The following is a 24,819-nucleotide window of genomic DNA, read 5'->3' as shown; positions in this document are numbered from 1 at the left end:
TCCGGGTTCGCACTTCGTGCGCCCCGGAATGACGAAGTCGTGGGAGGGGCTCATGGCGTATTACGTCTATATTCTAGCAAGCCGACGAGATGGGGCAATCTACGTTGGCATTACCAAAGATCTTGTGCGTCGCGTCCACGAGCATCGAATCAAGGCCGTCCAGGGCTTTACGGCCAAATACAACATCACGCAGCTTGTTTGGTTCGAGGTCTACGACGATCCGATCTCGGCGATCTCACGCGAGAAAGAGCTCAAGAAGTGGAAGCGGGCCTGGAAAATCCAGCTGATCGAGAAGGACAATCCAAACTGTGATGATCTGTATGAGTCGATCTGCAATTGAGAGAGTCATTCCCCGATGGTCCGAAGGACCAGATCCGGAATCTCGAGATTCCGGGTTCGATGCTTCGCATCGCCCCGGAATGACGGCGAAAACTTAAGCCGTGGCCGCCTTCAGCAACCTCTCCGCAGCCGCCCTCGCCTCTGCCGTGATCTCGGCGCCGGCCAGCATGCGGGCGATTTCCTCGCGGCGGTGGTCGGCGGCTAGCGCATTGACGCGGGTGGCGACGCGCTTGCCCTTGTCGAGGGCGTCCTTGGAGATCAGCAGATGCTGGTCGGCGCGGGCCGCGACCTGCGGGGCGTGGGTCACGGCCATCACCTGGACCTTCCCGGCAAGACGCGCGAGGCGCCCGCCGATGGCGTCGGCGACCGCACCGCCCACGCCGGTGTCGATCTCGTCGAACACCAGCGTCGGCGCCGAACCGCGGTCGGACAGCACGACCTTGAGCGCGAGCAGGAAGCGCGACAGCTCGCCGCCGGAGGCGACCTTCATCAGCGGCCCCGGCTTGGTGCCCGGATTGGTCTGAACCCAGAACTCGACGCGGTCGAAGCCTTGCGGCCCCGGTGCGGCCTCGTCGGTCTCGACCTGGGTCATGAACTTGGCGCGTTCGAGCTTGAGCGGCGCGAGCTCGGCGTTGACCGCCTTGTTGAGCTTCTCGGCCGATTTCTGCCGCGCCAGCGACAGTTTCTTGGCGGCGGCGGCATAGCGGCTATCTGCCTCGATCGCGGCCTGCTCCAGCTTCTTCAATTGCGAGGCACCGGCGTCGATCAGCACGACGTCGGCGGCATATTTGGCGGCGAGCGCGGCGAGCCCGTCGACCGGCGTCGAATATTTGCGGGAGGCGGCGCGCAATGCGAACAGCCGTTCCTCGATGCGTTCGAGCTCGGCCGGATCGAAATCGGTTGCAGCCAGCGCGGCCTGGAGATGCTGGTCGGCCTCCTCCAGCGCGTTGATCGCGGCGTCGATCGCCTTCACGGCAGGCTCGACCAGGGCCGGCGAATTGACGCCGCGGCGCTCCAGCCGGCGCACCGCGGCCGAGAGGGCCGCGACCGGCGAATGGTTGCCGCCGACCGCCTCCTGCGCCTCGCGCAGATCGGAGGCGATCTTCTCGCCCTGCATCATGGTGCTCCGGCGATGGGCAAGTGAGGTCTCCTCGCCGTCCCTGGGCGCGAGCTGCTTCAGCTCGGTGGAGGCATGACGCAGATAATCGGCCTCGCGCGCGGCGCGCTCCATGCCGGCGCGATGCTCCTCCAGCGCGGTGTTGGCGGTCCGGCGTGCGTCCCAGAGCGCCTCGACCGCGGCGACGTCCTTCTCCAGGCCGGCGAAGGCGTCGAGCAGGCGACGATGGGTGGCGGCATCGACCAGCGCGCGCTCGTCGTGCTGGCCGTGAATCTCGACCAGGGCGGCGCCGACCGCCTTCAGCGTCTGCACGCTGATCGACTGGTCGTTGATGAAGGCGCGGGTGCGGCCATCGGCGAGCTGCACGCGGCGCAAGATCATCTCGCAAGATTCTTCAACGCTCGTGTCGTCCAGTCCGTTCTCGGCGAGGATCTTCGCCGCGGGGTGATTCTTGGGGACATCGAACACGGCGGTGACCTGCCCCTGCTCCGCGCCGTGACGCACGAGGCCGGCATCGCCGCGGCCGCCGAGCGCCAGCGCAAAGGCATCGAGCAGGATGGATTTGCCCGCGCCGGTCTCGCCGGTCAAAACCGCGAGGCCCGCCGCGAATTCGATATCGAGCCGTTCGATCAGGACGATGTCGCGGATCGATAGACGCGCCAGCATGGAACCAAATTTCCTAGCCGAGGCCCATCTTCTTGAAGGTCTTGCTGATCCAGGACCCCTGATTCTCGCTCGGCTCGAGACCGCCGGATTTTACAAGATTATAGGCGTCCTTGTACCAGCGGCTGTCAGGAAAATTGTGGCCGAGCACGGCCGCCGCGGTCTGCGCTTCCCCGACGATGCCGATCGCCATATAGGCTTCGGTCAGCCGGTAGAGTGCCTCCTCGACATGACGGGTGGTCTGATACTGGGTGACGACGGCCTTGTAGCGGTTGATCGCCGCCGTGTAGTCGCGCTTCTGCGCATAGTAGCGGCCGACGTTCATCTCCTTGCCGGCGAGCTGATCGCGCGCACCTTCGATCTTGGCCTTGGCGGACGTTGCGTATTCCGAGTTCGGATATTTGCGCACCACCTCTTCCAGCGCGGCGATCGCCTTCTCGGTACGGGTCTGGTCGCGGCTGATGTCCGGGATCTGGTCGTAGTGAGAAGCCGCGATCAGATATTGCGCATAGGCCGCATCCGGACTGCCGGGATGCAGCGTGACGTAGCGGGTGGCCGCGCCGATGCAGCCGTCATAGTCGCCGCCCTGGTAGGACGCATAGGCGGACATCAGCAGCGATTTACGGGCCCAGTCGGAATAAGGATGCTGGCGGTCGACCTCTTCGAACTTCTTGTTCGCCGCCTTCATGTCCTTCTTCTCGTTCATGAGGTACAGGCCCTCATTGTAGATCTTGTCGGCGGGCTCCTCGACGAAGGTGTCGTCCTTGGCGGTGAACTTGTCCCAGAGCGCGCCGGTGCCGCAGCCGGCCAGCGGCAGCGCGAGCAGCATGAAGGTGACGGCCTGAAGCAGCCCGCGAGCTCGCAAGGAGATCGAGAAATATCCGCGCGTCATACGCTGTGCCGACATGAGTTTAAGCCCTGACGCCCTGTGATGCGGTGCTCACCAGCCCCTGACCCCGTCACGGGCGCGATATGGTGCCGTGGTGCCTGCCATGCGACCACGCCGATGGATCCGAAAAGCGATCTCTAACCAACCGGATAGGCAGGCATTTCGCCCGGATTAAGGCGAACTTGCCGCAATCCTAGCCGATCATGGTTACCAGGAGTTTCCCGGGGGGTGCGCCGCGGCCAAAGGCCCGCGGCAACAGCCTGTTCAGGACACGTCCGGCCCGTAGGCCGCCGCGACCCGGCCGCCGACGATACCGCGGCCGACTTCGCCCACGGGACGCGTGGTACGGCGGACCGCCTCGCCCTCGACCACCCGCCAGGCGGTCCGGTCAGCCAGCAACGCGGTCAGGACGGCGTGGTTGAGCTTGTGGCCGCCACGCACCGAGCGGTAGGCGCCCAGCAGCGGCAGGCCGGCCAGCGAGAGATCGCCGATCACGTCCAGCACCTTGTGGCGGGCGCATTCGTCGGCGTAACGCAGGCCCTCGGTGTTGAGCAGCCGCTCGTCGTCGAACACGACGGTGTTGTCGAAGGAGGCGCCGAGGGCATAACCCGCGCTCCAGAGCCGCGCGACATCGGACATCAGACCGAAGGTCCGGGCCCGGCCGACTTCGCGGCGGAAACGTTCCGGGCTGAGGTCGAAAGTGTAGCTCTGCTGGCCGATGACGGGGTTGGTGAAGTCGATCTCGACCTCGACGCAGAACCCATTGGCATGAGGCCTGATTTCGCCGAAGGAATCGCCGATCTTGACCGAGATCGGCTTCAAAACCTGAATGAAGCGGCGCTGTGCCGGCTGGGTCACGATGCCGGCCTGATCGATCGCCGCAATGAAGGCCGCGGCGCTGCCGTCCATGATCGGCACTTCCGGACCGTCGATCTCGATGGTGGCGTTGTCGACCCCCATACCCCGCAGTGCAGCAAGCACGTGCTCGGCGGTGGAGACCAGCGGACCGCTGCGGTCGCCGAGGACGGTGGCGAAGTCGGTCGCGATCACCTGATCGGCCGTCGCCTGAACTTCGCGATCACTTCCCTCGAGGCCTGTCCGGATAAAAACAAAACCCGCGTCGACAGGCGCGGGCCCAAGCGTGAGAGTGACGGGAAGACCGGAATGAACGCCCACGCCTGCCACGGAGGCTTGCGCACCAAGCGTTGTTTGCCGGCTAAATTTCATCAGGAACCCGCCCCACTACGACCCACTGCGACTTATACGAGACCACTTGGCCGGCCAGTGCCGGCGCCCGCGAATCCGTATCCCCAAGTCACGCCAAACCATAATCACTGCCTCAAACAGCGCCAACTCACGCTTTTTTACCGATTGTTACCCCAAACCCGCCGTATTCGCGCCAAGGCTTAACCAAATTGCGCCGAGCTTTTGGGCCGCTGCCGGCAATTCTACCGAACATCCGAATGCGTGATTAATGATTTAAAATCAGTTGCTTGGCTGCGCAATCCGGACATGCACGGGACAAAAGGAAAGGTCCCGGCAAGCTTGTTGCCGGGACCTTTTTTGGTCTGCCCTATTGTAACAATCCTCAGGTCGCCTGCCGTCGCAGGAAGGCCGGGATATCAAGATGGTCGTCGCCCTGTGGCGCCGGCGCAACAGGCGCGGGACGGCCATGCATGTCCAGGCCCTGCGGAGCGGGCCGACGGGCATACTCGGATACCGGTTCACTCGATGCGATCTGCTGCGCCACGGACTTCTGCGGACGGCGCTCGGGCAGCGGCGGCATCGCGGGGCCGGCGGTGCGGGCCGCGACCGGCGGCTCGCTTTCCTCGTCGCGACGGCCGAGGCCGACATTGGCGAGGCGCTGCAGCAACGACAGGCGGCTCTTCTGCGGCGCCTCCTCCTCGACCTCACCGCGAGCCTGGCGAATCTCGGCCTGGGCCGGCATCGGCAACTCGTCGATGCGCGGCATCCGCGGCGCACGGACCGGGCGCTCGGCCTGCGGCGGGATGAAGGTCTCGGGCGTCATCGGCTCCTGCATCGCGACCGGGGCCTGCTCGGGCTCCGGAAACAGGGTCGGCTTCTGCGCGATCGGGCGCACGGTGACGTCGCCGTAGGTCTGCATCGGCGCCGGGGACTGCGGAACGTCCGCAACGGCAGCCGCGATGGCGGCGAGCGCGGCGCGCTCGACGTTCGGACGGGGCGCCATCGGCGCGGCACCGGCCTGAGCCTGGCTTGAGGCCGGGATCTGCCCTTCCAGCTTCTGGGCGCGCTCGGCCATGCGCTGATTGTCGGCGCGGAGCCGCGCGGTCAGGTCGGCGAGACGGCTCTCGGCGGCCGCGGCCGGAGCTGCGGGCGCCTGCTGCGCCTGCGGGGCCGGGTTTGCGACGGGGGCGGAGGTGGCCTGGCTGTTGCGGGCGATCGCGGCCTGCTCGATGCCGGTGGCGACGACCGAGACGCGGATCAGGCCGTCGAGCGCTTCGTCGAAGGTCGCGCCGACGATGATGTTGGCGTCCTGGTCGACTTCCTCGCGGATGCGGGTGGCGGCTTCGTCGACCTCGAACAGGGTGAGATCCTTGCCGCCGGTGATGGAGATCAGGAGGCCCTTGGCGCCCTTCATCGAGCTATCGTCGATCAGCGGGTTGGCGATCGCGGCTTCCGCGGCGGTCAGCGCGCGCTTGTCGCCGGAGGCTTCGCCGGTGCCCATCATCGCCTTGCCCATCTCGCGCATGACGGCGCGGACGTCGGCGAAGTCGAGGTTGATGAGGCCTTCCTTGACCATCAGGTCGGTGATGCAGGCGACGCCCGAATAGAGCACCTGGTCGGCCATCGCGAAGGCGTCGGCGAAGGTGGTCTTCTCGTTGGCGACCCGGAACAGGTTCTGGTTCGGGATGATCAGGAGCGTATCCACGACCTTGTGCAGCTCGGCGATGCCGGCTTCAGCGGTGCGCATGCGGCGGCCGCCCTCGAAGTGGAACGGCTTGGTGACGACGCCGACGGTGAGGATGCCCATGTCGCGCGCGGTCTTGGCGATCACGGGAGCGGCGCCGGTGCCGGTGCCGCCGCCCATGCCGGCGGTGACGAACACCATGTTGGCGCCCGAGAGATGGTCGCGCAGCTCGTCGATCACCTCTTCCGCCGCGGCGGCGCCGACGTTCGGCTGCGAACCGGCGCCCAACCCTTGCGTGACTGCGGTGCCCATCTGCACGATGCGCTGCGCCTTCGACATCGTGAGGGCCTGCGCGTCGGTGTTGGCGACCACGAAGTCCACGCCCTGAAGGCCGGCCGTGATCATGTTGTTGACGGCGTTGCCACCGGCGCCGCCGACGCCGAACACGGTGATCCGGGGCTTCAGTTCGTGAATATCAGGAACATTGATGCTGATGGTCATGGTTGCCTCTCGATCACGCGCGCGTGGGTTCGCCCCGGCCGGCGGCCGCGGGAGTTGGTGAAAGTCGGGAATTGCGGAAATGAATCATCAGAAGCCCTCGCGTAGCCATCGTCCGACCTTTCCGAAATAACCGCCGGTCCCTGTCTTGACCTGGTGCCGCGTATGCCGCGGTTCGACATGTTCGAGGTGAACATATTGCGGGTAGACGAGGAGTCCGGCCGGCACCGCAAACGCGGCGTTCTTCGCCTCGTTGGGCAGCCGGCCGAAGCCGAGCGGACGTCCGACCCGCACGGGCCGGCCGAGAATCTGGGTGCCGAGCTCGACGAGGCCGGTGAGCTGCGAGGCTCCGCCCGAGAGCACGACGCGGCCGTTGGGCTCTGAGGCGAAGGGCGAATCCTTCAGCTTGTCCCGAACCATTTCGAAGACTTCCTCGGCACGGTGCTTGACGATGTTGGCGATGGTGGCGCGAGAGACGATCTGCGGCAGATCCTGCTCGTCACCGGCTGTCGGCACAGACATCAGCTCACGCGAGTCCGATCCGCCGGTGATGACGGTCCCATATAACGTCTTGATTCGCTCGGCATCGGCAATGGTCGCGGAGAGTCCGCGCGCGAGATCCATCGTGATGTGTTGCCCGCCGACCGCAAAACCCGCCGCATGCACGAAACGGCCGCCTGAATAAACGGCAATCGTGGTGGTGCCGGCGCCCATCTCGACGACGGCAGCGCCCAGATCGGCCTCGTCGTCGGTCAGCACCGACAGGCCGGCGACATAAGGGCTCGCTGCCATGGCTTCGACATTGATGTGGCAGCGTTCGACCGCCAGCATCAGGTTCCGCGCCACGGTGGCGTCGCAGGTGACGACGTTCATGTCGACGCCGAATTGATGGGCAACCATGCCGCGGGGGTCGCGGATGCCCTTGACGCCATCGAGCGTGTAGCCGACCGGCAGCGCATGCAACACGGTGCGGCCCTCGCCGGTGGCATGACGCATGCCGGTGGAGGTGACGCGGCTGACATCGGCCTGGGTCACGGCACCACCCCGGATGTCGGCGGCGGCTTCGACCAGCTGGCCGGAAAGCCGGCCGCCGGAGACTGATAGCAGCACGGACTCGACCCGCACCTTGGCCATCTTCTCCGCGAGCGCGACGGCCTGGCGCACCGCCTGCTCGCATTCACCGAGATCGATCACCGCGCCGGACTTCATGCCGCGCGACTGGATCTGGCTGTATCCGATCAATTCCACCGCATGGGTGCGGCCGCGCAGCGCCTCGCTCGGCGGCGACGGCTTCAGCCGCGCGATCATGCAGGCGATCTTGCTGGTGCCGATGTCGAGGCAGGCGACGAGGCCACCGCGCTTGTGCGGCATCTGGCGCGTCTTCGGCGTCTGGGTGCGATCGAGACCGGTCATGCGGAATCCCCGGCCTTCTTTTTCTTCTTGTCCTTGAACAGATCCTCGCGCGCCTTGGCGGCGTCCTCGGACAGCTGCACCACCAGCCGATCGGGCAGGCGCATGTCGACGGCGACGATGTCGCGGGAGAACAGCCTGTCCTCCTTGTCGAGCCTGGACAGCATCGCGAGCGCGTTGCCGACGTCCTGCTCGGGCAGACGGATGTCGAGGCCGTCCTTGAGCCTCAGATTCCAGCGCCGCTCGCCGACGTAAATCGCGGCTTTCGTCACCGCATTGACCTGCGGATAGCGCGCCAGCAGTGCCAGGAAATCGCGGGCCTGAGTCTCGGCGCCCTTGCCGACCACGAGCGGCAGCGACAGGAAGCGGCGAGAGACGTAAGGTTCGAGCACGGCGCCGTCATCGGCGATGACCGAGAGCCGGCCGGCCTCCTGCCACAGCGCGAACGCCTTGCGCTCGGTGAGCTCGATCATGAGCTGGCCCGGATAGAGCTTCAGCACGGTTGCATCCGCGATCCAGGGATTGGCCTTGAGCTTGTCGCGCACCGCGTCGGCGTCGAGGAACAGCAGGGACGACCGGCCGCTGACGCCGCCGATCGCCAGGATCTCGTCCTGGGTGAGCTGCTTGCGGCCGTTGATCACGACGGAGGTGATGCGGAAGCCGGCGGAATTGGCCAGCGCGTTGCGGGCATCGCTGACCGCGGTGATGAAATCCTGGAGATGGCCGCCCTTGACGATGCCGAAGCCGCAGCTGCCGATCAGCAGCAGCACGGTCATGCTGATCCCGACCCGGCGCGGCAGATAGCGCTCGACCAGCGCGACCACACGCGGCGGCGGCTCGCGCTCGACGACGGCCTTGGCTCTGGCCTTGGTCTTGATCTTGTCCTTGGCGGCGGCGCGCGCCTCAGCGCGCTTGTCCTGCAGCCACTCGCGCAGAAGCACGACCGCTCCGACAGCGGCCGCCCTCAGGTCAGCTTGGGGCCTCAGCGATCTCAGAAGGGACCGGGTGAGGCTTCCTGCTCCATCCATTGCACGAGCTCGTCAACAGTTTGCCCGCGACATCGCGCGGATCCTGGCGAACATGACGTCCTGGACGTGCCGGGCCGGGTGCTGGTCTTCAGCAGAAGAAAACCTCTCCCCTTCAAAGCGTTCGCTGGAGGTGACATCACCCGCGACAGCTCACGCGCCGGCAGCCAAAGCGCCATATGCGCCGCCAGCGTTAACCTTCGGACGTCCTGGTAAACAAAAGGTAAAATTCGTTAACGACGTGCGCATTTTGCCCCGTTATGTGAGGCTGTTATGCCGCGATATCCGGCATTTTACCGGTTTTGGGCGCCAAACCGGCCCGTTTCGCCGATCCGGCCGTTAACCAGTCCTAATTATTTCCGCACGCCCCGCTCCGCGAGCTCCACCAGGTCGCGCAGGAAGTCGACGAATGCGATGCCCTCGGCTTTCAGCGCCTTGGGGTAGAGCGAGGACTTGGTCAGCCCGGGCAGCGTGTTGGTCTCGAGATAGACCAGGCCCTTGTCCGAGACGATGAAGTCCGACCGGGAATAGCCGGTGCAGGACATCGCGCGGTGCGCCAGCATCGCCTGCGCCTTCAGCGCGGCGGTGATCTCGGGCGCGAAACGGCCGGGGCAGATCTCCTGGGTCGACTTCAGGAGATATTTTGCGGCGTAATCGAAATTGCCCTCGCCCGGAATGATCTCGATCGGCGGCAGCGCGATGATGGAGCCATCGGTGCGCTCCAGCACACCGCAGGTCGCCTCGACGCCGGCGATGTAGGGCTCGATGACATAATCTTCGTGCTTGGCCGCGTTCCGGACGGCGACGAGATCCTGCTTGGCGTTGACGAAGATCAGGCCGTAGCTCGAGCCGTCGCGCGCCGGCTTTGCGATCAGCCTGCCGTATTCGGCAAAGGCCTCGTCGATATTGTCGAGCGCAATGTTTGCCGGCGGCGTCACGCCGCCGAGCGCGGCAAACCGCTTGGCCGCGAACTTGTCGAAGGCAAGATGCGAGGAGGCCGAGCCCGAGCCGGTGAAGGGCACGCCGCGCGCCTCGCACATCACCTGCAATTCGCCGTTCTCGGCACGCCCGCCATGCAGACCGAGCACCAGCACGCGCCCCTCGGCCTTGGCCTGGTCGAGCGCCTGCTCCAGCGCAATGCCCGATGTACCCGGCTTGAACTCGTCCTCGAAGGGGCGAGCATGTTCGAGCAGTTGCTTGGACTGCACGACATGCACTTGGTCCTCGATGTCCCACCACCAGAGATCAGCCTGGGGCAGCGCCTGATGCAGCGCCTGGGCCGAGGCAACCGAGACCAGACGTTCCCGGTTGGAGCCGCCGAAGAGGATGGTGATGCGCATGGTCATAGCCCGAAATCTCTCCATTTCGTCATTCCGGGGCGCGACGAAGTCGCGAGCCCGGAATCCATTTCTCCACCGGCTCTGCGGCCCAATGGATTCCGGGTTCTCGCTTCGCGAGCCCCGGAATGACGGTGATCATGAAACCCCGATCCGCTTGATTTCCCAATGTAGCTCAATTCCGGAACTTGCCTTCACCCGCTCGCGCACCGTCTCGCCCAGTGTCTCGATGTCGTGCGCGGTGGCATCGCCGGTATTGATCAGGAAATTGCAGTGCATCTCCGAGACCTGCGCGCCGCCGACACGCAGGCCCCGGCAGCCGGCGGCGTCGACCAGCTTCCAGGCGGAATGGCCGGGCGGATTCTTGAAGGTCGAGCCGCCGGTCTTCTCGCGGATCGGCTGCGCGGTTTCGCGATGGCTTTGCACCTCCGCCATGCGCGCGCGGATCGCCTCCGTGTCCCTGATCTCACCGCGAAAGCGCGCTGAGGTGAAGATGATGGAAGGATCGACGCCGCTGTTGCGGTAGACAAATTTCATGTCGGCATTGGAGAACACGTGCTTGGTGCCGTCGCGCCCCACACCCCTCGCTTCGATCAGCGCGTCCTTGGTCTCGCCGCCATTGGCGCCCGCATTCATGCGCAAGGCGCCACCGATCGTGCCGGGAATGCCGAAATAGAATTCGAGCCCGCCGATATTGGCGGAGGCCGCCACTTCCGCCACCCGCTTGTCCAGTGCGGCCGCGCCGGCGGTGACGACATCGCCGCTCGCGCTCACCTCACCAAAGCCGCGCGGCGCCAGGCGGATCACGATTCCCGCGATGCCGCCGTCGCGCACGATGAGGTTGGAGCCGACGCCGACGACATAGACCGGGATGTCGGAAGAAAGATGCGCGAGGAAGTAAGCGAGATCGTCCTCGTCCGCCGGCGTGAACAGCGCCTGCGCCGGGCCGCCGACGCGAAACCAGGTGAGCTCGGCGAGCGATTGGTTGGCGAGCAGCCGGCCGCGAAGCTCCGGCATTGCGGCTTTGAGGTCGGGGGTGATGTCGGGGAAGCTCATGCCGGATCCACAAGTGAGATACGCACGCTCTCACCGTTCCCTCCCCCCTTGTGGGGGAGGGTCAGGGAGGGGGGTAGCCCCAAGCGAGAACGGAGTTTGCGGCTACCCCTCTCCCCCGCCCTCCCCCACAAGGGGGGAGGGAGCGCAGTGTGCCGCGTGGCGGCATAGGAGCTGCACAAGCGCATGATCACCCCAGCGCCTTCAACTGGTCCGGCAAGGCATAGGCCCATTGCGTGATGTTGCCGGCCCCGAGGCACACGACGAGATCGCCGGACTTTGCCAGTCCCCTGACGATGGCCGCGAGGTCCGAAGCCGCCGGCAGCGGGATCACTTCGCGATGCCCATGCGCGCGCAGACCTTCGACGAAATGGTCGCGGTCGATGCCCTCGATCGGCGCTTCGCCGGCGGCATAGACGTCGGCCACGATCACCGCGTCGGCGTCGTTGAAGCAAGTGCAGAATTCCTCGAACAGCGATTGCAGACGGGTGTAACGATGCGGCTGCACCACGGCGATCACCTTGCCGGTGTAGGAATCGCGCGCCGCTTTCAGCACGGCTGCGATCTCCACGGGGTGATGGCCGTAATCGTCGATGACGGTGACGCCGTTCCACTCGCCGGTCTTGGTGAAGCGGCGCTTGACGCCGCCGAAGCCGGCCATCGCCGTGCGGATCGCCTCGTCCGACACACCGAGCGCATGCGCGACCGCAATCGCCGCCGTCGCGTTGGAGGCGTTGTGCCGGCCCGGCATCGGCAGCGCGAGATCGGCGATCTCGTGCATGGTGCCGGCCTTACGGTCGCGGATCACGACCTTGAACTTCGAGCCGCCGCCGCCCGCGGTGAGGTCGACCAGCCGTGCATCGGCCTGCGGATTCTCGCCGTAGGTGATGATGCGGCGGTCCTCGATCTTGCCGACGAGGCTCTGCACCACGGGATGATCGATGCACATCACGGCAAAGCCGTAGAACGGCAGGTTCTCGACGAAATGGCGGAAGGCGTCCTGCACGGCCTCAAAGGTCTTGAAGTGGTCGAGATGCTCGGGGTCGACATTGGTGACGATCGCGACATCGGTCGGCAGCTTCAGGAACGTGCCGTCGCTCTCGTCGGCCTCCACCACCATCCAGTCGCCGGCGCCTAGACGCGCGTTGGAGCCGTAGGCGTTGATGATGCCGCCGTTGATGACGGTGGGATCGAGCCCGCCGGCGTCGAGCAGCGTTGCAACCATCGTCGTCGTGGTGGTCTTGCCGTGGGTGCCGGCGATGGCGACGCAGCTCTTCAGCCGCATCAGCTCGGCCAGCATCTCGGCGCGGCGCACCACGGGAATGCGACGTTCGCGCGCCGCCATCAGTTCCGGATTGTCGCGCTTGATCGCGGTGGAGACCACGACCACCTCGGCGCCGTCGACATTCTCGGCCTTGTGGCCGACCGAGACCTTCGCACCCTTCTTGCGCAGACGGTCGAGATTATAATTGTCGGAAGCGTCCGAGCCCTGCACGGCATAGCCGAGATTGACCAGCACCTCGGCGATCCCGCTCATGCCGATCCCGCCGATCCCGACGAAGTGGATGGGTCCGATCTCGCGCGGCAATCTCATGGCTGTATCTCTGTCTATTCCGGCTGCGGCCGCTACATCGCCCCTGTCGTGGCCGGCCAGCGGCGAATCTCCTCCACTTCATGCAAGACCGGGCGGATCGGGACAAGCCCGGTGCGGCCTCCAAACGAGGTAATTTCCCGCTTGGATGCCCCATTTTGGCCGGTTTCGCGGACCGCGAGGCCCGCGCTCGGAGCACGGGGACCCAAGTCGCCGCTTCGGTCAGAGGGAGCCGGTTCGCGCGGCCGCCTCATCCTGGAGATCGAGCACGCGAAGATAGTTGCGCAGGCGATTGGCCTCGAGCGCGCCAATGAGCTTGTTCTGATGATACGGCAACAGGAGATCGGCGAGCGGCGCGCTCCACGACGCGTCCAGATCGAAGATCACGCCGAGCCCGAATACGGCCGGGACCTCTGCAAAGCCAAGCTCGCGGCCGCCCCTGAGCGCCTCGGCCAGAAAGTCGTCGATCGCCGTCATCACGCCGTTGCGCGCACCGCCGGAGACCTCGGCAAACGCGAACTGGCCCATGCCGCGAAAGCCGCGCCCTTTGACGAGGGCTGCCTGACCGGGAACCGCGCCGGCGTCGAAGCTGTAGGCATGGCGATATTCGGGCGGAATTCGCTCGGGCGCATAGTAGAAATCGCGCCGCCTACACGGCCAGCCGATGTCGTGCACAAAGACCAGAAGCGGCTTGCCGGCGCGACGGCTGATCGCATCGATGTGGCCGAGCTCGTTGTAGACCGTGTACCAGTTGTGATCGCCATCGACGACCCAGGCATCGGCTTCGTCGACATCGGCGAACGCCTCCAGGCTCGTTTTTGCAAGATGGCGAACGTCCGGACTGATCTTCAGCCACTCCATGAATTCGTGCTTCGGCGCGGGATCTATGGCGGTGAGGCGGCCGCCGCGCCCACGACAATGCGCGGCAAGAAAAGGCGACATGCCACCATATTCCGAGCCGATCTCGACGATCTCGCGCGCATCCGCGAGCCTGAGCGCCTCGAGGACCAGATCGGAAAACTCCGCGAGGGAGTGAATCAGCAGGCCTGCCACCAACAAATCCTCCGCCGGGCACGAACGTGCCGCGCGTGCGACCATCGAGCCGAGCGACCCATGTGCAAGCTTGAACGGCGCGGAAGCTAAATTCCGGCGGTCTTCACCACGAGGTCCGCAAGCCTCTCGGCCGCATCGAGTCGCCCTGCCCCCTTCGCGGCCGCAGCCATGGCGGTAAGGCGCGCGGGCTCGGCGGCCAGACCGGAGATTTCCGACGCCAACCGGTCGAACGTGAACTCGGTCTGCGGGATGCGGATCGCGCCATCGACCTTGACCAGCACGCCGGCATTGGCGAACTGGTCCTGGTCGATCGAGCCCGGCAACGGCACCAGGATCGAGGGCCGGCCGATCGCCGCGAGCTCGGCCACCGTGCCGGCGCCGGAGCGCGATACCACAAGGTGGTTGGAGGCGAGCCGCGCCGGCAAATCGGTGAAGAACGGTGCGAGCTCGGCCTTGATCTTGAGCTTGTCGTAGACGGCGCGCACGCGGCTCATGTCCTCTTCGCGCACCTGCTGGGTGAGGACGAGGCGGCTCCATAGCGCAGGCTCGAGCCGCTCGATCGCACCGGGCACGATGTCGGCCATGATGCGCGCGCCCTGGCTGCCGCCGACGACGAGCAGGCGCAGCGGGCCGTTCACCTCGGGCGCGGCATATTTCACCGCCGCGGCCGCGAGGATCGCCGGCCGCATCGGCGTGCCGACGGTCGTGGTCTTGCCCGCCAGCGCGGGATCGCGGTCGAGCACGCCGGGCAAGGACGTCGCGATGGCGCGGACGCGGCTCGACAGGAACCGGTTGGCGCGGCCGAGTACCGCGTTGGCGTCGTGGATGATCCCGGGCACGCCGGCGAATTTCGCCGCGACCAGCGGCGGCAGCGTCGGATAGCCGCCGAAGCCGACGACCGCGACGGGCTTCAAGCGCTTGATCAGGGCGTAGGCTGACAGCGTGCCGGCCGCGAGCGTCAGGCCGGCATAGGCGAGCTGCAGCGGATTGCGGCCGCGCGCGGTCTCGCTTGCCACGACGTCGATCATGTCCTTGCTGAACAGCCCGCTGTAGCGCAGCGCGCGCTCGTCGGTGACGAGGCGGACGCGATAGCCGCGCCGGATCAATTCGACACCGAGCGCCTCGGCCGGAAACAGATGGCCGCCGGTGCCGCCCGCGGCGAGAAGAATCAGGGGGGAGTTGTCCATGGTGAGGGGGGTTTTACAGCCTATCCTCCGTCATTGCGAGCGTAGCGAAGCAATCCAGAATCCCTCCGCGGAGACAGCCTGGATTGCTTCGTCGCTTCGCTCCTCGCAATGACGAGCTAGGCGTAGCTGCGCATCGCCTCGGCGTGGCCGCTGGCTTCGACTTCGGTGCGCGGGCGCAGCCGCGTCAGCGCCAGCATCATGCCGACGCCATAGGCGAGCGACACGATCGAGGATCCGCCATAGGAGATGAACGGCAGCGTCATGCCCTTGGCGGGGATGAGCTGGAGGTTGACCGACATGTTGATCGCCGCCTGCACGCCGAACAGAATCGCAAGACCCGAGGCGGCGAAGCGCGAGAACATGTCCTCATTGGCATAGGCGCGCGACAGCGTGCGGATGACGACGAAGGCGAACAGCGCCAGCATCGCCAGGCACAGGATGATGCCGAACTCCTCGGCGGCGACCGCGAACACGAAGTCGGTGTGGCTGTCCGGCAGGCTGCGCTTGGCGATGCCCTCGCCCGGTCCGAGCCCGAACCAGCCGCCGTTGTAGAAGGCCTCCATGGCGGTATCGACCTGGAAGGTGTCGCCGGAGGCCGGGTTCATGAAGCGCCTGATGCGCCCCGCCACGTGCGGGACGAACAGATAGGCGCTGAACAGGCCGGCGGCGCCGAGACCTGCGAGGCCGAACACCCAGATCATGCGCATGCCCGCGATGAAGAACAGCGAGCCCCACACCATCAGGACCAGCATGGTCTGGCCGAAGTCGGGCTCCATCACCAGCAGCGCGACAAGCATCAGGAGCAGCACCAGCGCCATCGTGGTCGCCGGCATCTCTGGCCGCCTGGTCGATTCCGCGAACAGCCAGGCGGCGATCACGACGAAGGACGGCTTTGCGATTTCGGACGCCTGGATGTTGACGCCGAGCAGCGTGATCCAGCGCCGCGACCCCTTCACCTCCGGGCCGATGGCGAGCGTCAGCACGATCAGGACGATGCTGGCCGCGAAGATGATCAGGGCCGAGCGGCGGATCGCGCGCGGCGACAGGAAGGACACCCCGAGCAGCACGATGCAGGACGGCAGCAGGAACAGCACGTGGCGGCTGAAGAAGTGGAAGGGCTCGAGCCCGATGCGGGTCGCAACCGGCGGGCTCGCCGCCAGCGACAGGATCACGCCCGTCAGCATCAGCGCCACGATGGCGCCCATCAGCGGCTTGTCGACGGTCCACCACCACTCGGAAAAGGGGGTGCGTTCTTCACGGGAGAGCATGGGCGACCGCTTTCGGACAGAGGTCCGTCCATTGGTCGCCGAGGTTGGTTACCGGGAGGTTAAGGAATCCCGGATGTTTGGAGATGATCCTCGCTGCCACCATACAACTCATTGTCATGCCCCGGCTTGACCGGGGCATCCAGTACGCCGCGCCCCCCTCGGCTCAAGCACGGTCTCTGGAATACTGTGTCGCCCGGTCAAGCCGGGCGACGACAGCGGAACTGGCGTGCCTGCAGCATCGACAGTCCTCTTAAGTCTAGTCGTACGCGATCGAGACGTCCCCGGCTCTCGTCTCGCGCTTGTAGATCTGGGCTGTCCCGGGAATGAATCCGATCCTGACGGCCTGCTCGCTACTCCAGGCAACGAGAACATCCTGATGCTCGCGCATGCTGAGAAAAGTTGGCGTGCTCTCCGGCGAGAACGTCCGGCCGCGCGCCACGATGCTGGCCTGCGTACTGTCGGCCACTGTGGCTCCGCACTCCTTCCACACCACGACGACCAACTTCCTGCCGCTTGGGGACGCATATGCTTTCTGGCGAACGACGCGGCACGCGCCGAATCCACTCATGACGTTGTCAATGAGGGCGACAAAGAAGAAACCGGCAGCAACCGGCACAGCAAGAGCAGCGACGACGATTGCGATCCAGCGTCGCCGCGACATACTCACACCACCGGCTTCACGCCGGGCAGCGCCTGCACCAGTTCGCGGAACCTGGTGCCGCGGATCTCGAAGTTGCGGTACTGGTCGAAGGAGGCGCAGGCGGGGGACAGCAGCACGACGGCGTCCGTGAGACCCGAGGCCTCCGCATCACGCGCCGCGTGCTCGACCGCGACATCGAGGGTCTGGCTGATCTCGTGCGCGACCTGCGTGCCCAGCGTGCCCGAAAACTCCTGCGCGGCCTCGCCGATCAGATAGGCCTTGCGGATGCGCGGGAAGAAGCCGGTCAGGCTGGTGATGCCACCGGCCTTGGGCTTGCCCCCGGCGATCCAGAAGATCTCCGAAAAGGACGACAGCGCGTGCGCGGTGGCGTCGGCGTTGGTGCCCTTGGAATCGTTGACGAACAACACGTTGCCGCGGCGGCCGACCTGCTCCATGCGGTGCGCAAGGCCCGGAAAGCTGCGCAGGCCGTTCTGCAGCACCTCCAAGCTCATGCCCATCGCGAGCGCGGCGGCGGCGGCGCAGGCCGCGTTCTGCGCGTTGTGCTGGCCGCGCAGCGAACCGATGCCGCCGAGCGCGGCGACCTCGCTGCGGGCGCCGCCCGCGGTGCGCACGATATTGCCGTGCTCGACATGGATGCCTGACGCCAGCGGGTTCTTGACGGAGATGCGCACCACGTTCTTGCCGGCACGGTCGAGCCGGTCGGCGATGTCGCGGCAGAAGCCGTCGTCGACGCCCACGATCGCGGTGCCGCCGTCCTGCACGCCGGCAACGAGGCGCTCTTTCACAGCGGCATAATGTTCGATGGTGCCGTGACGATCGATGTGGTCCTCGCTGACATTGAGCAGGATGCCGACGGAGGGATCGAGCGAGGGCGTGAGGTCAATCTGGTAGGACGACATCTCGATGACGTGGACGCGCCCCATGCGCGGGGGCTCCAGCGACAGGATCGCGGTGCCGATATTGCCGCCCATCTGGGTGTCGTAGCCGGCGACCTTCGTGAGGTGCGCGATCAGCGCCGTCGTGGTCGATTTGCCGTTGGTGCCGGTGATGGCGACGAAGGGGGCATCCGGCGCATGGCGCCGCCGCTCGCGGCAGAACAGCTCGATGTCGCCGATCACCTCGCAGCCCGCCTCGCGCGCCTTCAACACGCTCCAATGCGGCACCGGATGAGTCAGCGGCACACCGGGCGCCAGCACGAGGGCTGCGAAATCCGCCCAGGACACGCTGCGCAGATCGGCGGTGATGAAACCGGCCTGCGCGGCCTTGGCGACGTTCTCGGCATTGTCGTCCGCGGCGATCACCTCGGCGCCGCCCGCTTTCAGCGCGTGGCAGGAGGCGAGCCCCGAGCCGCCGAGGCCGAACACCGCGACGGTCTTGCCGGCGAAGGAGGTGACCGGGATCATGATTTCTTCTCCGTCATTCCGGGGCTCGCGAAGCGAGAACCCGGAATCTCGAGATTCCGGATCGCCGCTCCGCGTCGTCCGGAATGACGATCTTGGACCATCACCGCAGCTTCAGCGTCGACAGGCCGGCGAGCGCCAGCATCACCGAGATGATCCAGAAGCGGATCACGATCTGCGGCTCGGTCCAGCCGAGCTGCTCGAAATGGTGATGGATCGGCGCCATCCGGAAGATGCGCTTGCCCGTCAGCTTGAACGACACCACCTGCACGATGACGGAGACCGCCTCCAGCACGAAGAGGCCGCCGATCACCGCGAGCACGATCTCGTGCTTGACCGCGACCGCGATGGCACCCAGCATGCCGCCGAGCGCGAGCGAGCCGGTGTCGCCCATGAAGATCGAGGCCGGCGGCGCGTTGAACCAGAGGAAGCCGAGGCCGGCGCCCAAGAGCGCGCCGCAGAGCACCGCCAGCTCGCCGGTGCCGGCGACATATTTGATCTGGAGATAGTCGGCGAACACGGCGTTGCCGGCGAGATAGGCGATCATCGCGAAGCTCGCGGTCGCGATCATCACCGGAACGATGGCGAGGCCGTCGAGACCGTCGGTGAGGTTCACCGCATTGCCGGCGCCGACGATGACAAAGGCGCCGAACACCACGAAGAACCAGCCGAAATGCAGCACGGTGTCCTTGAGAAACGGGATCGTCAGCGCGGTCGAGGCGGGATCGCGGTTCAGCCGCACCAGCGCGTAGCAGGCCACCAGCGCGATGATCGCCTCGATCAAGAGGCGAAGCTTGCTGCCGAACCCGGTCGTGGTCTGCTTGGTCACCTTGAGGTAATCGTCATAGAAGCCGACGAAGCCGAAGCCGAGCGTCACCGCCAGCACGATCCAGACATAGGGATTGAGCGGATTGGCCCACAGCACGGTGCCGACGGTGAGGCCGGACAGGATCATCAACCCGCCCATCGTCGGCGTGCCCTTCTTGGCGAGATGCGATTGCGGACCGTCGGTCCGGATCGGCTGGCCTTTGCCCTGGCGGATGCGCAGATGGTCGATGATCCAGGGCCCGAACAGGAACACGAACAGCGCGCCGGTGACGACGGCGCCGCCGGTGCGGAAGGTGATGTAGCGGAAGACGTTCAGGAAGGTGCGAACGGCACCGAAGCCCGGAAATGTGTTGGAGAGCTCGATCAGCCAGTAAAACATTCAATCGGTCCTATGGCGCCAATGCGCGCGGTTTTGGCCTGGATCTTGGCTTCAACGTGCCTCACGCGCATTCGCTGGTCTTCATCATGGGTCGCGCGCCCCCAGGGGAAACCGGATGGCTTCGCGCCGCAAGGGTGGGATTCGGGAACGGCGCCTTCCAAGCAGTTTACGCCTTCGCCTGCAAGGCGGCCACCAGGCCCGGCACAAACTTGTTGACCCAGAACATCTTCTTGCTGCCCTTGACAACCACCACATCGCCTGCCTGCAGCAGATTTGCGACCTCGTCCGGCTTCAGCGTGGCCGGATCGTCGTGCCAGCCGAGGCCCTTGCCTGACGGCAGCACATCGTAGAGGTGGCGCATCAGGGGGCCGACGCAATAGACGCCGTCGATCCCGTTGAGGTGCTTGGCAAGGGCGGTGTGGTAGTCTGGCGCGTCATCGCCGAGCTCCAGCATGTCGCCGAGCACCGCAATGCGGCGACCGCCGGTCACATGGCGGGCCTGCAGGCTTTGCAACGCGGCAGCAACGCTGGCCGGATTGCCGTTGAAGCTGTCGTCGATCACGGTGATGCCGCCAACCGCCTGCTCGACGCCGCGGCCGGTCATGATGCCGACGCGGTCGAGCTTGATCGCGAGCGTCGCCGGATCGAGATGGGCCGCGCGGATCGCGGCGAGCGCGGCCAGCGCATTCTGCACGCGATGCGGCGCGCCCGGCGTCAGGCTGAAGGCGATCTCCTTCTTGCCGATCATCGCCACGACCTGCCAGCTCTCGCCATGCGGCGCGTGTGCGACCTCATGCACCTCGGCATGCTCGCCGAAGCGCACGACCTTGCCTTTCCATTCCGAGGCCTTGAGTCCGGCGGGCAGCACCAGCACGCCGTCCTCGGGCAGGCCGAGCGCGATCGAGACTTTCTCGTGCCTGATGGCTTCGAGCGAGCCGAGCTTTTCCAGATGCACGGGCTGGACGTTGACGACCAGCGCCACCGTCGGCCGCGTCAATTCGCTGAGCCGCGCGATCTCGCCTTTCTGGTTCATGCCCATCTCGACGACCCAGAGGCTGGCATTGGGCCGCGCGTTGCACAGCGTCAGCGGCACACCCCAGAAATTGTTGAAGCTCGAGGGGCTGGCATAGGCGTTCGGATAGGCCGCCAGAAACTCCTTGGTGCTGGTCTTGCCCGCGCTGCCGGTCAGCCCGATCACCGGCCCGTGGAAACGCGCGCGCGCGGCGCGTGCGAGGGCCCAGAGGCCGTCGATCAGCGTGTCCTTGACGACGATCTGCGGAATGCGGATGCCGGCGATCTCGTGCGGCACGATCATCGCGACCGCGCCGGAGGCTTCCGCCTTGTCCGCGAATTCCCAACCGTCGCGCGCACTGGCGAAGGCCGAGACGAAGCCGCCGCTCGGCGTGCCGCTCAGCGCCACAAACAGGCTGCCTGGTTTCGCCAGGCGGCTATCCTGCGTGACGAAATCGATCGGGGTGTCCGGGAACGATCCGTCCGCGCCCAGCGCGCGCGCCACTTCGGCAACCGTCCATATCGGCGCGCTCATGCAACCCTCGACGCTAATGCGGCGGCGACCGCCTCGTGATCACTGAAGGGCAAGACCTCTCCGCCCACGATCTGCCCGGTCTCGTGGCCCTTGCCGGCGATGAGCAGCGCATCGCCCTCCTGCAATTCCTCGATCGCGGCGCGGATGGCCTCGGCGCGGTCGCCGATCTCGCGGGCGCCCTTGGCGGTCGCAAGGATCGCGGCGCGGATTGCTTCCGGCTTCTCGCTGCGCGGATTGTCGTCGGTGACGATGATGCCGTCGGCGTTCTCGGCCGCGATCTCGCCCATGATCGGACGCTTACCGGCATCGCGGTCGCCGCCGGCGCCGAACACGACTACCAGCCGGCGCTTGGCATAGGGCCGCAGCGCCTGCAGCGCCTTCGCCAGCGCATCGGGCTTGTGCGCATAGTCGACGAAGATCGGCGCGCCGTTGCGCTCGCCGACGCGCTCCAATCGTCCTTTGGCGCCTTCGAGATGCTCCAGGCTTGCGAACACGTCGGCCGCATCGCTGCCCGTGCCGATCGCAAGACCGGCCGATACCAGGGCGTTCTCGATCTGGAATTCGCCGACCAGCGGCAGCCGGATGGCATGGCGCTTGCCGCGATGTTCGAGCGTCAGCCGTTGCGAGAAGCCCTCAACCACGGCCTCGCTGAGACGGATACCCTCGCCAGCCCCGTCGCCGTTGCGGCCGACCGCCATCACGCGCAGGCTGCGCGCCTTCGCAGCATCGATCGCTTCCGCCGAGCAATCATGATCGGCCGAGATCACCGCCGCGCCGCCCGGGGACACGAGCTCGCGGAACAGGCGGAGCTTCGCGGCGAGATAATGCGCGACGGTCGGATGGTAATCCATGTGGTCGCGCGACAGATTGGTGAAGCCGGCCGCGGAGACGCGCACGCCATCAAGGCGATACTGATCGAGCCCATGCGACGATGCCTCGAAGGCAAGATGCGTGACGCCCTCACGCGCGATCTCGTCGATCTGCCGGTGCAGCGCGATCGGATCCGGCGTCGTCAGCGAGCCATAGATGGTGCGCTTGGGCGAGACGAGGCCGATGGTGCCGATGCTGGCGGAAGCATGCCCGAGCCGCTCCCAGATCTGGCGCGTGAAGGCTGCGACCGAGGTCTTGCCGCTGGTGCCGGTCACGGCCGCGATGGTCGCCGGCTGGGCGGGGAAGAAGTTTGCAGCGGCCAGCGCCAGCGCGCGGCGCGGATTGGCCACGGGGACGAACGGCACTCTGCTCGCAACCGGCTCATGATCACCGACCACGGCCACGGCGCCTGCGGCAATCGCAGCATCGATGAAGCGCGCGCCGTCGGTCTTGCTGCCCGCCAGCGCGAAGAAGACATCACCCGGCTTGACCGCGCGACTGTCGAGCGCAAGGCCGGTCACGTCGAGCGCGGCGGCAGCGGGCTCGATCGCGGCATCATTGCCCAGAATATCCTGACCCAGGAGGTCGCGCAGCTTCATGGTCTTCCAGTCGACATGCCCTGCCGGAAAGCCGAATCCAGGGGAAAATCCCGACTCAGCCGCGGCGATGGCCTACCCGTTGATTACTGGGTTGTCCTGGATGCTGCAAGAATAAGGCGCTCCGCAGGCGGCAGGTCGAACCGCGGCTCGACGCCCAGAAGCGGCGCGATCCGCTCGATCACCTTGCCGCCGGTCGGCACCGCGTTCCAGCCCGAAGTGATGAAACCCTTCGTCTCGGGAATCGCCTGCGGCTCGTCCAGCATGATCAGGATCTGATATTTCGGATCGTCGCAGGGCATGATCGCGGTGAAGGAGTTCAGCACGCGCTTCTTGGCATAGCGACCGTTGATGACCTTTTCGGACGTGCCGGTCTTGCCGCCGACGTAATAGCCCTTGATGTCGGCGGTCTTGGCGGTGCCGATCTCGGCATTGAGCCGCATCAGGAACCGCATCTTGTCGCTGGTCTCCGTCTTGATGACGCGCTTGGCGATCGCCGCGGCTTCGGATTCGCTGCGCTTCAAGAAGGTCGGTGGAATCAAATAGCCGCCGTTCACCAGCGCGTTGATGCCCATCACCGCCTGGAGCGGCGCCACCGACATGCCCTGGCCGAACGCGATGGTGACCGTATTGAGCTCACCCCAGCGCCGCGGCACCAGCGGCGCCGCGCTTTCCGGCAGCTCGGTGCGCAGCCGTGTCAGCTGCCCCATCTTGGCGAGGAACGCCTTGTGCGCCTCCACGCCCTGGCTCAGCGCGATCCGCGCGGCGCCGATGTTGGACGAGAAGGTGAACACTTCCTTGGTGTTGATGAAACGTCCGAGCGGGTGGCTGTCGTGGATGGTGAACTTGCCGTAGTGCAGGTTTCCGCGCGCGTCCCACGACGAGTTCAGATTGACCTTCCCGGAATCGAGCGCCATCGCCAGCGTGAACGCCTTGAAGGTCGAGCCCATCTCGTAGACGCCGGTGGTCAGGCGGTTGATGCGGTCGGGATCGTGCGCTTCCTTCGGATTGTTGGGGTCGAAGTCCGGTAAGGACACCATCGCCACGAGCTCGCCGGTCTTGACGTTCGAAACGATGCCGGAGGCCGCCTTGGCGTGGAACTTGTCCTTGGCCTTCAGCAGCTCGTCGCGCAGCGCGTGCTCGACCCGCAGGTCGATCGAAAGCTCGATCGGCTTCTGCAGCCGGTCGGTGGCAAATCCGGCACGGTGGAGATCGGCGAGGCCCTGATTGTCGAGCCACTTCTCCATGCCGGCGATGCCCTGGTTGTCGATGTTGACGAGGCCGATGAGATGGGCGACCTCGTTGCCGGTCGGATAGACGCGCTTGTTCTCGCGCAGGAAGCCGATGCCGGGGATGCCGAGCTTGTGAATCGCCTGCTGCTGCTGCGCCGTGACCTCGCGCTTGAGCCAGACGAAGCCCTTGCGCGTCCTCAGGCGTTCGCGCACCTCGGCCTCGTCGAGGTCAGGCACGGTCGCGGTGAGAAGCTCGATCGCCTCGTCCTTGTCGATGATGCGGCGCGGCTCGCCGAACAGGCTCGCCGTCTTGACGTCGGTCGCGAGGATCGCGCCGTTGCGGTCGACGATGTCGGGCCGCGCGGTCGCAACCACCTCCTGCGAGGCCGCGCGACGCGCACTGTGGGCATCGGCGCCGATCGCGAACATCACGAGCCGGCCGCCGATCAGGGCGTAGACCGCGGCGAAGGCGAGCATGGCGAGACCGACGCGTGCGCGCGCCTTTACGGCGCGATCGACGTTGCGTCCGTAGAGCAGGCTGCGGATCAGACGCTGCCGCCAGGGTTCTGCAGGTTTGGCCGGAGTCGCAGCGCTCATTGCTTGTCCTCGGGCTGAGGCACGGAGCCCGTCACAGTGTCAGGATCGCTGGCGGCTTCGATCGTGTTGAGCATGGCTCCGATCGGATCGGGCTCGCCCGGCCTGAACATCCGCGGCGGACGCTCCGGCAGGTTCTTCAGCGAATCGTATTGCGTGCCGTTGACCGGCTTGAGCTGCAGATACCGGTCGGACAGGCCTTGCAGCCGCTGCGGCGCATCGAGCTTGGCCCACTCGGACCGCAGCGCCGCGATCGCGTCGCGCTGCTCGCGGATCTCCGCATGCAGCCGCAGCACCTTCTCGGTGCGCGCGGTGGAGTCCATCTTGATCCGGTAGACATAGGCCGCCGCGAAGATCAGCGCGCCGATGACGAGGAGGTGGATGATGCGCATG

20 protein-coding genes are annotated in these 24,819 nt (G+C 66.1%); 1 reads left to right on the top strand and 19 read right to left on the bottom strand.

Going from position 1 to position 24,819, the window contains the following annotated elements:
* Positions 1–52 precede the first annotated feature (52 nt).
* On the top strand, positions 53–340 hold the full coding sequence (locus AC066S_RS22445; protein ID WP_478270638.1) for a GIY-YIG nuclease family protein: 288 nt from the start codon (positions 53–55) through the stop codon (positions 338–340).
* A 93-nt stretch (positions 341–433) separates the two neighbouring features.
* Here AC066S_RS22445 and recN read toward each other — a convergent pair whose 3' ends face one another.
* From recN to ftsL, 19 genes are all read right to left on the bottom strand, one after another.
* The gene (recN, locus tag AC066S_RS22440) at positions 434–2,122 is read right to left on the bottom strand and encodes a DNA repair protein RecN (protein WP_478270637.1); all 1,689 of its coding nucleotides are present in this window, start codon (positions 2,120–2,122) and stop codon (positions 434–436) included.
* A gap of 13 nt (positions 2,123–2,135) precedes the next feature.
* Positions 2,136–3,026, bottom strand: coding sequence for an outer membrane protein assembly factor BamD (locus AC066S_RS22435; RefSeq protein WP_126255279.1), 891 nt, complete (start codon positions 3,024–3,026; stop codon positions 2,136–2,138).
* A 246-nt stretch (positions 3,027–3,272) separates the two neighbouring features.
* Positions 3,273–4,235: a UDP-3-O-acyl-N-acetylglucosamine deacetylase gene (gene lpxC / locus AC066S_RS22430; RefSeq protein WP_126255278.1), complete on the bottom strand. Its 963-nt coding sequence runs from the start codon at positions 4,233–4,235 to the stop codon at positions 3,273–3,275.
* Positions 4,236–4,596: 361 nt separating this feature from the next.
* Positions 4,597–6,399 (bottom strand): cell division protein FtsZ, encoded by a 1,803-nt coding sequence (gene ftsZ, locus AC066S_RS22425; RefSeq protein ID WP_478270636.1) that lies wholly within the window; start codon positions 6,397–6,399, stop codon positions 4,597–4,599.
* Between the two features lie 87 nt (positions 6,400–6,486).
* Positions 6,487–7,809: a cell division protein FtsA gene (ftsA, locus tag AC066S_RS22420; RefSeq protein ID WP_126255276.1), complete on the bottom strand. Its 1,323-nt coding sequence runs from the start codon at positions 7,807–7,809 to the stop codon at positions 6,487–6,489.
* Positions 7,806–8,834: a cell division protein FtsQ/DivIB gene (locus tag AC066S_RS22415; protein ID WP_126255275.1), complete on the bottom strand. Its 1,029-nt coding sequence runs from the start codon at positions 8,832–8,834 to the stop codon at positions 7,806–7,808. The genes ftsA and AC066S_RS22415 overlap by 4 nt, the downstream gene beginning before the upstream one ends.
* A 350-nt stretch (positions 8,835–9,184) precedes the next feature.
* Positions 9,185–10,171, bottom strand: coding sequence for a D-alanine--D-alanine ligase family protein (locus tag AC066S_RS22410; RefSeq protein WP_478270694.1), 987 nt, complete (start codon positions 10,169–10,171; stop codon positions 9,185–9,187).
* A 135-nt stretch (positions 10,172–10,306) separates the two neighbouring features.
* Entirely contained in the window at positions 10,307–11,224 is a 918-nt protein-coding gene (murB, locus tag AC066S_RS22405) for a UDP-N-acetylmuramate dehydrogenase (protein WP_478270635.1), read from the bottom strand.
* Between the two features lie 187 nt (positions 11,225–11,411).
* Positions 11,412–12,815: a UDP-N-acetylmuramate--L-alanine ligase gene (gene murC / locus AC066S_RS22400; RefSeq protein ID WP_478270634.1), complete on the bottom strand. Its 1,404-nt coding sequence runs from the start codon at positions 12,813–12,815 to the stop codon at positions 11,412–11,414.
* 219 nt (positions 12,816–13,034) lie between these two features.
* Positions 13,035–13,865 carry a class I SAM-dependent methyltransferase gene (locus tag AC066S_RS22395; protein WP_478270633.1) on the bottom strand — a complete coding sequence of 277 codons (831 nt, stop codon included), beginning with the start codon at positions 13,863–13,865 and terminating at the stop codon, positions 13,035–13,037.
* Between the two features lie 86 nt (positions 13,866–13,951).
* Positions 13,952–15,052 (bottom strand): undecaprenyldiphospho-muramoylpentapeptide beta-N-acetylglucosaminyltransferase, encoded by a 1,101-nt coding sequence (gene murG / locus AC066S_RS22390; protein WP_478270632.1) that lies wholly within the window; start codon positions 15,050–15,052, stop codon positions 13,952–13,954.
* Positions 15,053–15,168: 116 nt separating this feature from the next.
* Positions 15,169–16,320 carry a putative lipid II flippase FtsW gene (gene ftsW / locus AC066S_RS22385; RefSeq protein WP_126255269.1) on the bottom strand — a complete coding sequence of 384 codons (1,152 nt, stop codon included), beginning with the start codon at positions 16,318–16,320 and terminating at the stop codon, positions 15,169–15,171.
* Positions 16,321–16,576: 256 nt separating this feature from the next.
* A complete protein-coding gene (locus tag AC066S_RS22380; protein ID WP_478270631.1) occupies positions 16,577–16,981 on the bottom strand; it encodes a hypothetical protein in 405 nt (134 codons plus the stop codon).
* Positions 16,982–16,983: 2 nt separating this feature from the next.
* Complete coding sequence (gene murD, locus AC066S_RS22375) at positions 16,984–18,384, bottom strand: UDP-N-acetylmuramoyl-L-alanine--D-glutamate ligase (RefSeq protein WP_478270630.1); 1,401 nt, start codon at positions 18,382–18,384, stop codon at positions 16,984–16,986.
* A 100-nt stretch (positions 18,385–18,484) separates the two neighbouring features.
* On the bottom strand, positions 18,485–19,588 hold the full coding sequence (gene mraY, locus AC066S_RS22370) for a phospho-N-acetylmuramoyl-pentapeptide-transferase (protein ID WP_135162886.1): 1,104 nt from the start codon (positions 19,586–19,588) through the stop codon (positions 18,485–18,487).
* A 166-nt stretch (positions 19,589–19,754) separates the two neighbouring features.
* On the bottom strand, positions 19,755–21,134 hold the full coding sequence (locus AC066S_RS22365; RefSeq protein WP_126255267.1) for a UDP-N-acetylmuramoyl-tripeptide--D-alanyl-D-alanine ligase: 1,380 nt from the start codon (positions 21,132–21,134) through the stop codon (positions 19,755–19,757).
* Positions 21,131–22,603 (bottom strand): UDP-N-acetylmuramoyl-L-alanyl-D-glutamate--2,6-diaminopimelate ligase, encoded by a 1,473-nt coding sequence (locus AC066S_RS22360; RefSeq protein WP_478270629.1) that lies wholly within the window; start codon positions 22,601–22,603, stop codon positions 21,131–21,133. The genes AC066S_RS22365 and AC066S_RS22360 overlap by 4 nt, the downstream gene beginning before the upstream one ends.
* Before the next feature lie 83 nt (positions 22,604–22,686).
* Positions 22,687–24,429 (bottom strand): peptidoglycan D,D-transpeptidase FtsI family protein, encoded by a 1,743-nt coding sequence (locus tag AC066S_RS22355; RefSeq protein ID WP_126255265.1) that lies wholly within the window; start codon positions 24,427–24,429, stop codon positions 22,687–22,689.
* Entirely contained in the window at positions 24,426–24,818 is a 393-nt protein-coding gene (gene ftsL / locus AC066S_RS22350) for a cell division protein FtsL (RefSeq protein ID WP_126255264.1), read from the bottom strand. Before ftsL ends, AC066S_RS22355 begins: the two co-directional genes overlap by 4 nt.
* Position 24,819 lies beyond the last annotated feature (1 nt).

This window comes from Bradyrhizobium sp. CFUWI, assembly GCF_056429085.1.
Note: the sequence above shows the minus strand (reverse complement) of the source record. Positions and strands in the feature narration are given on the sequence as shown.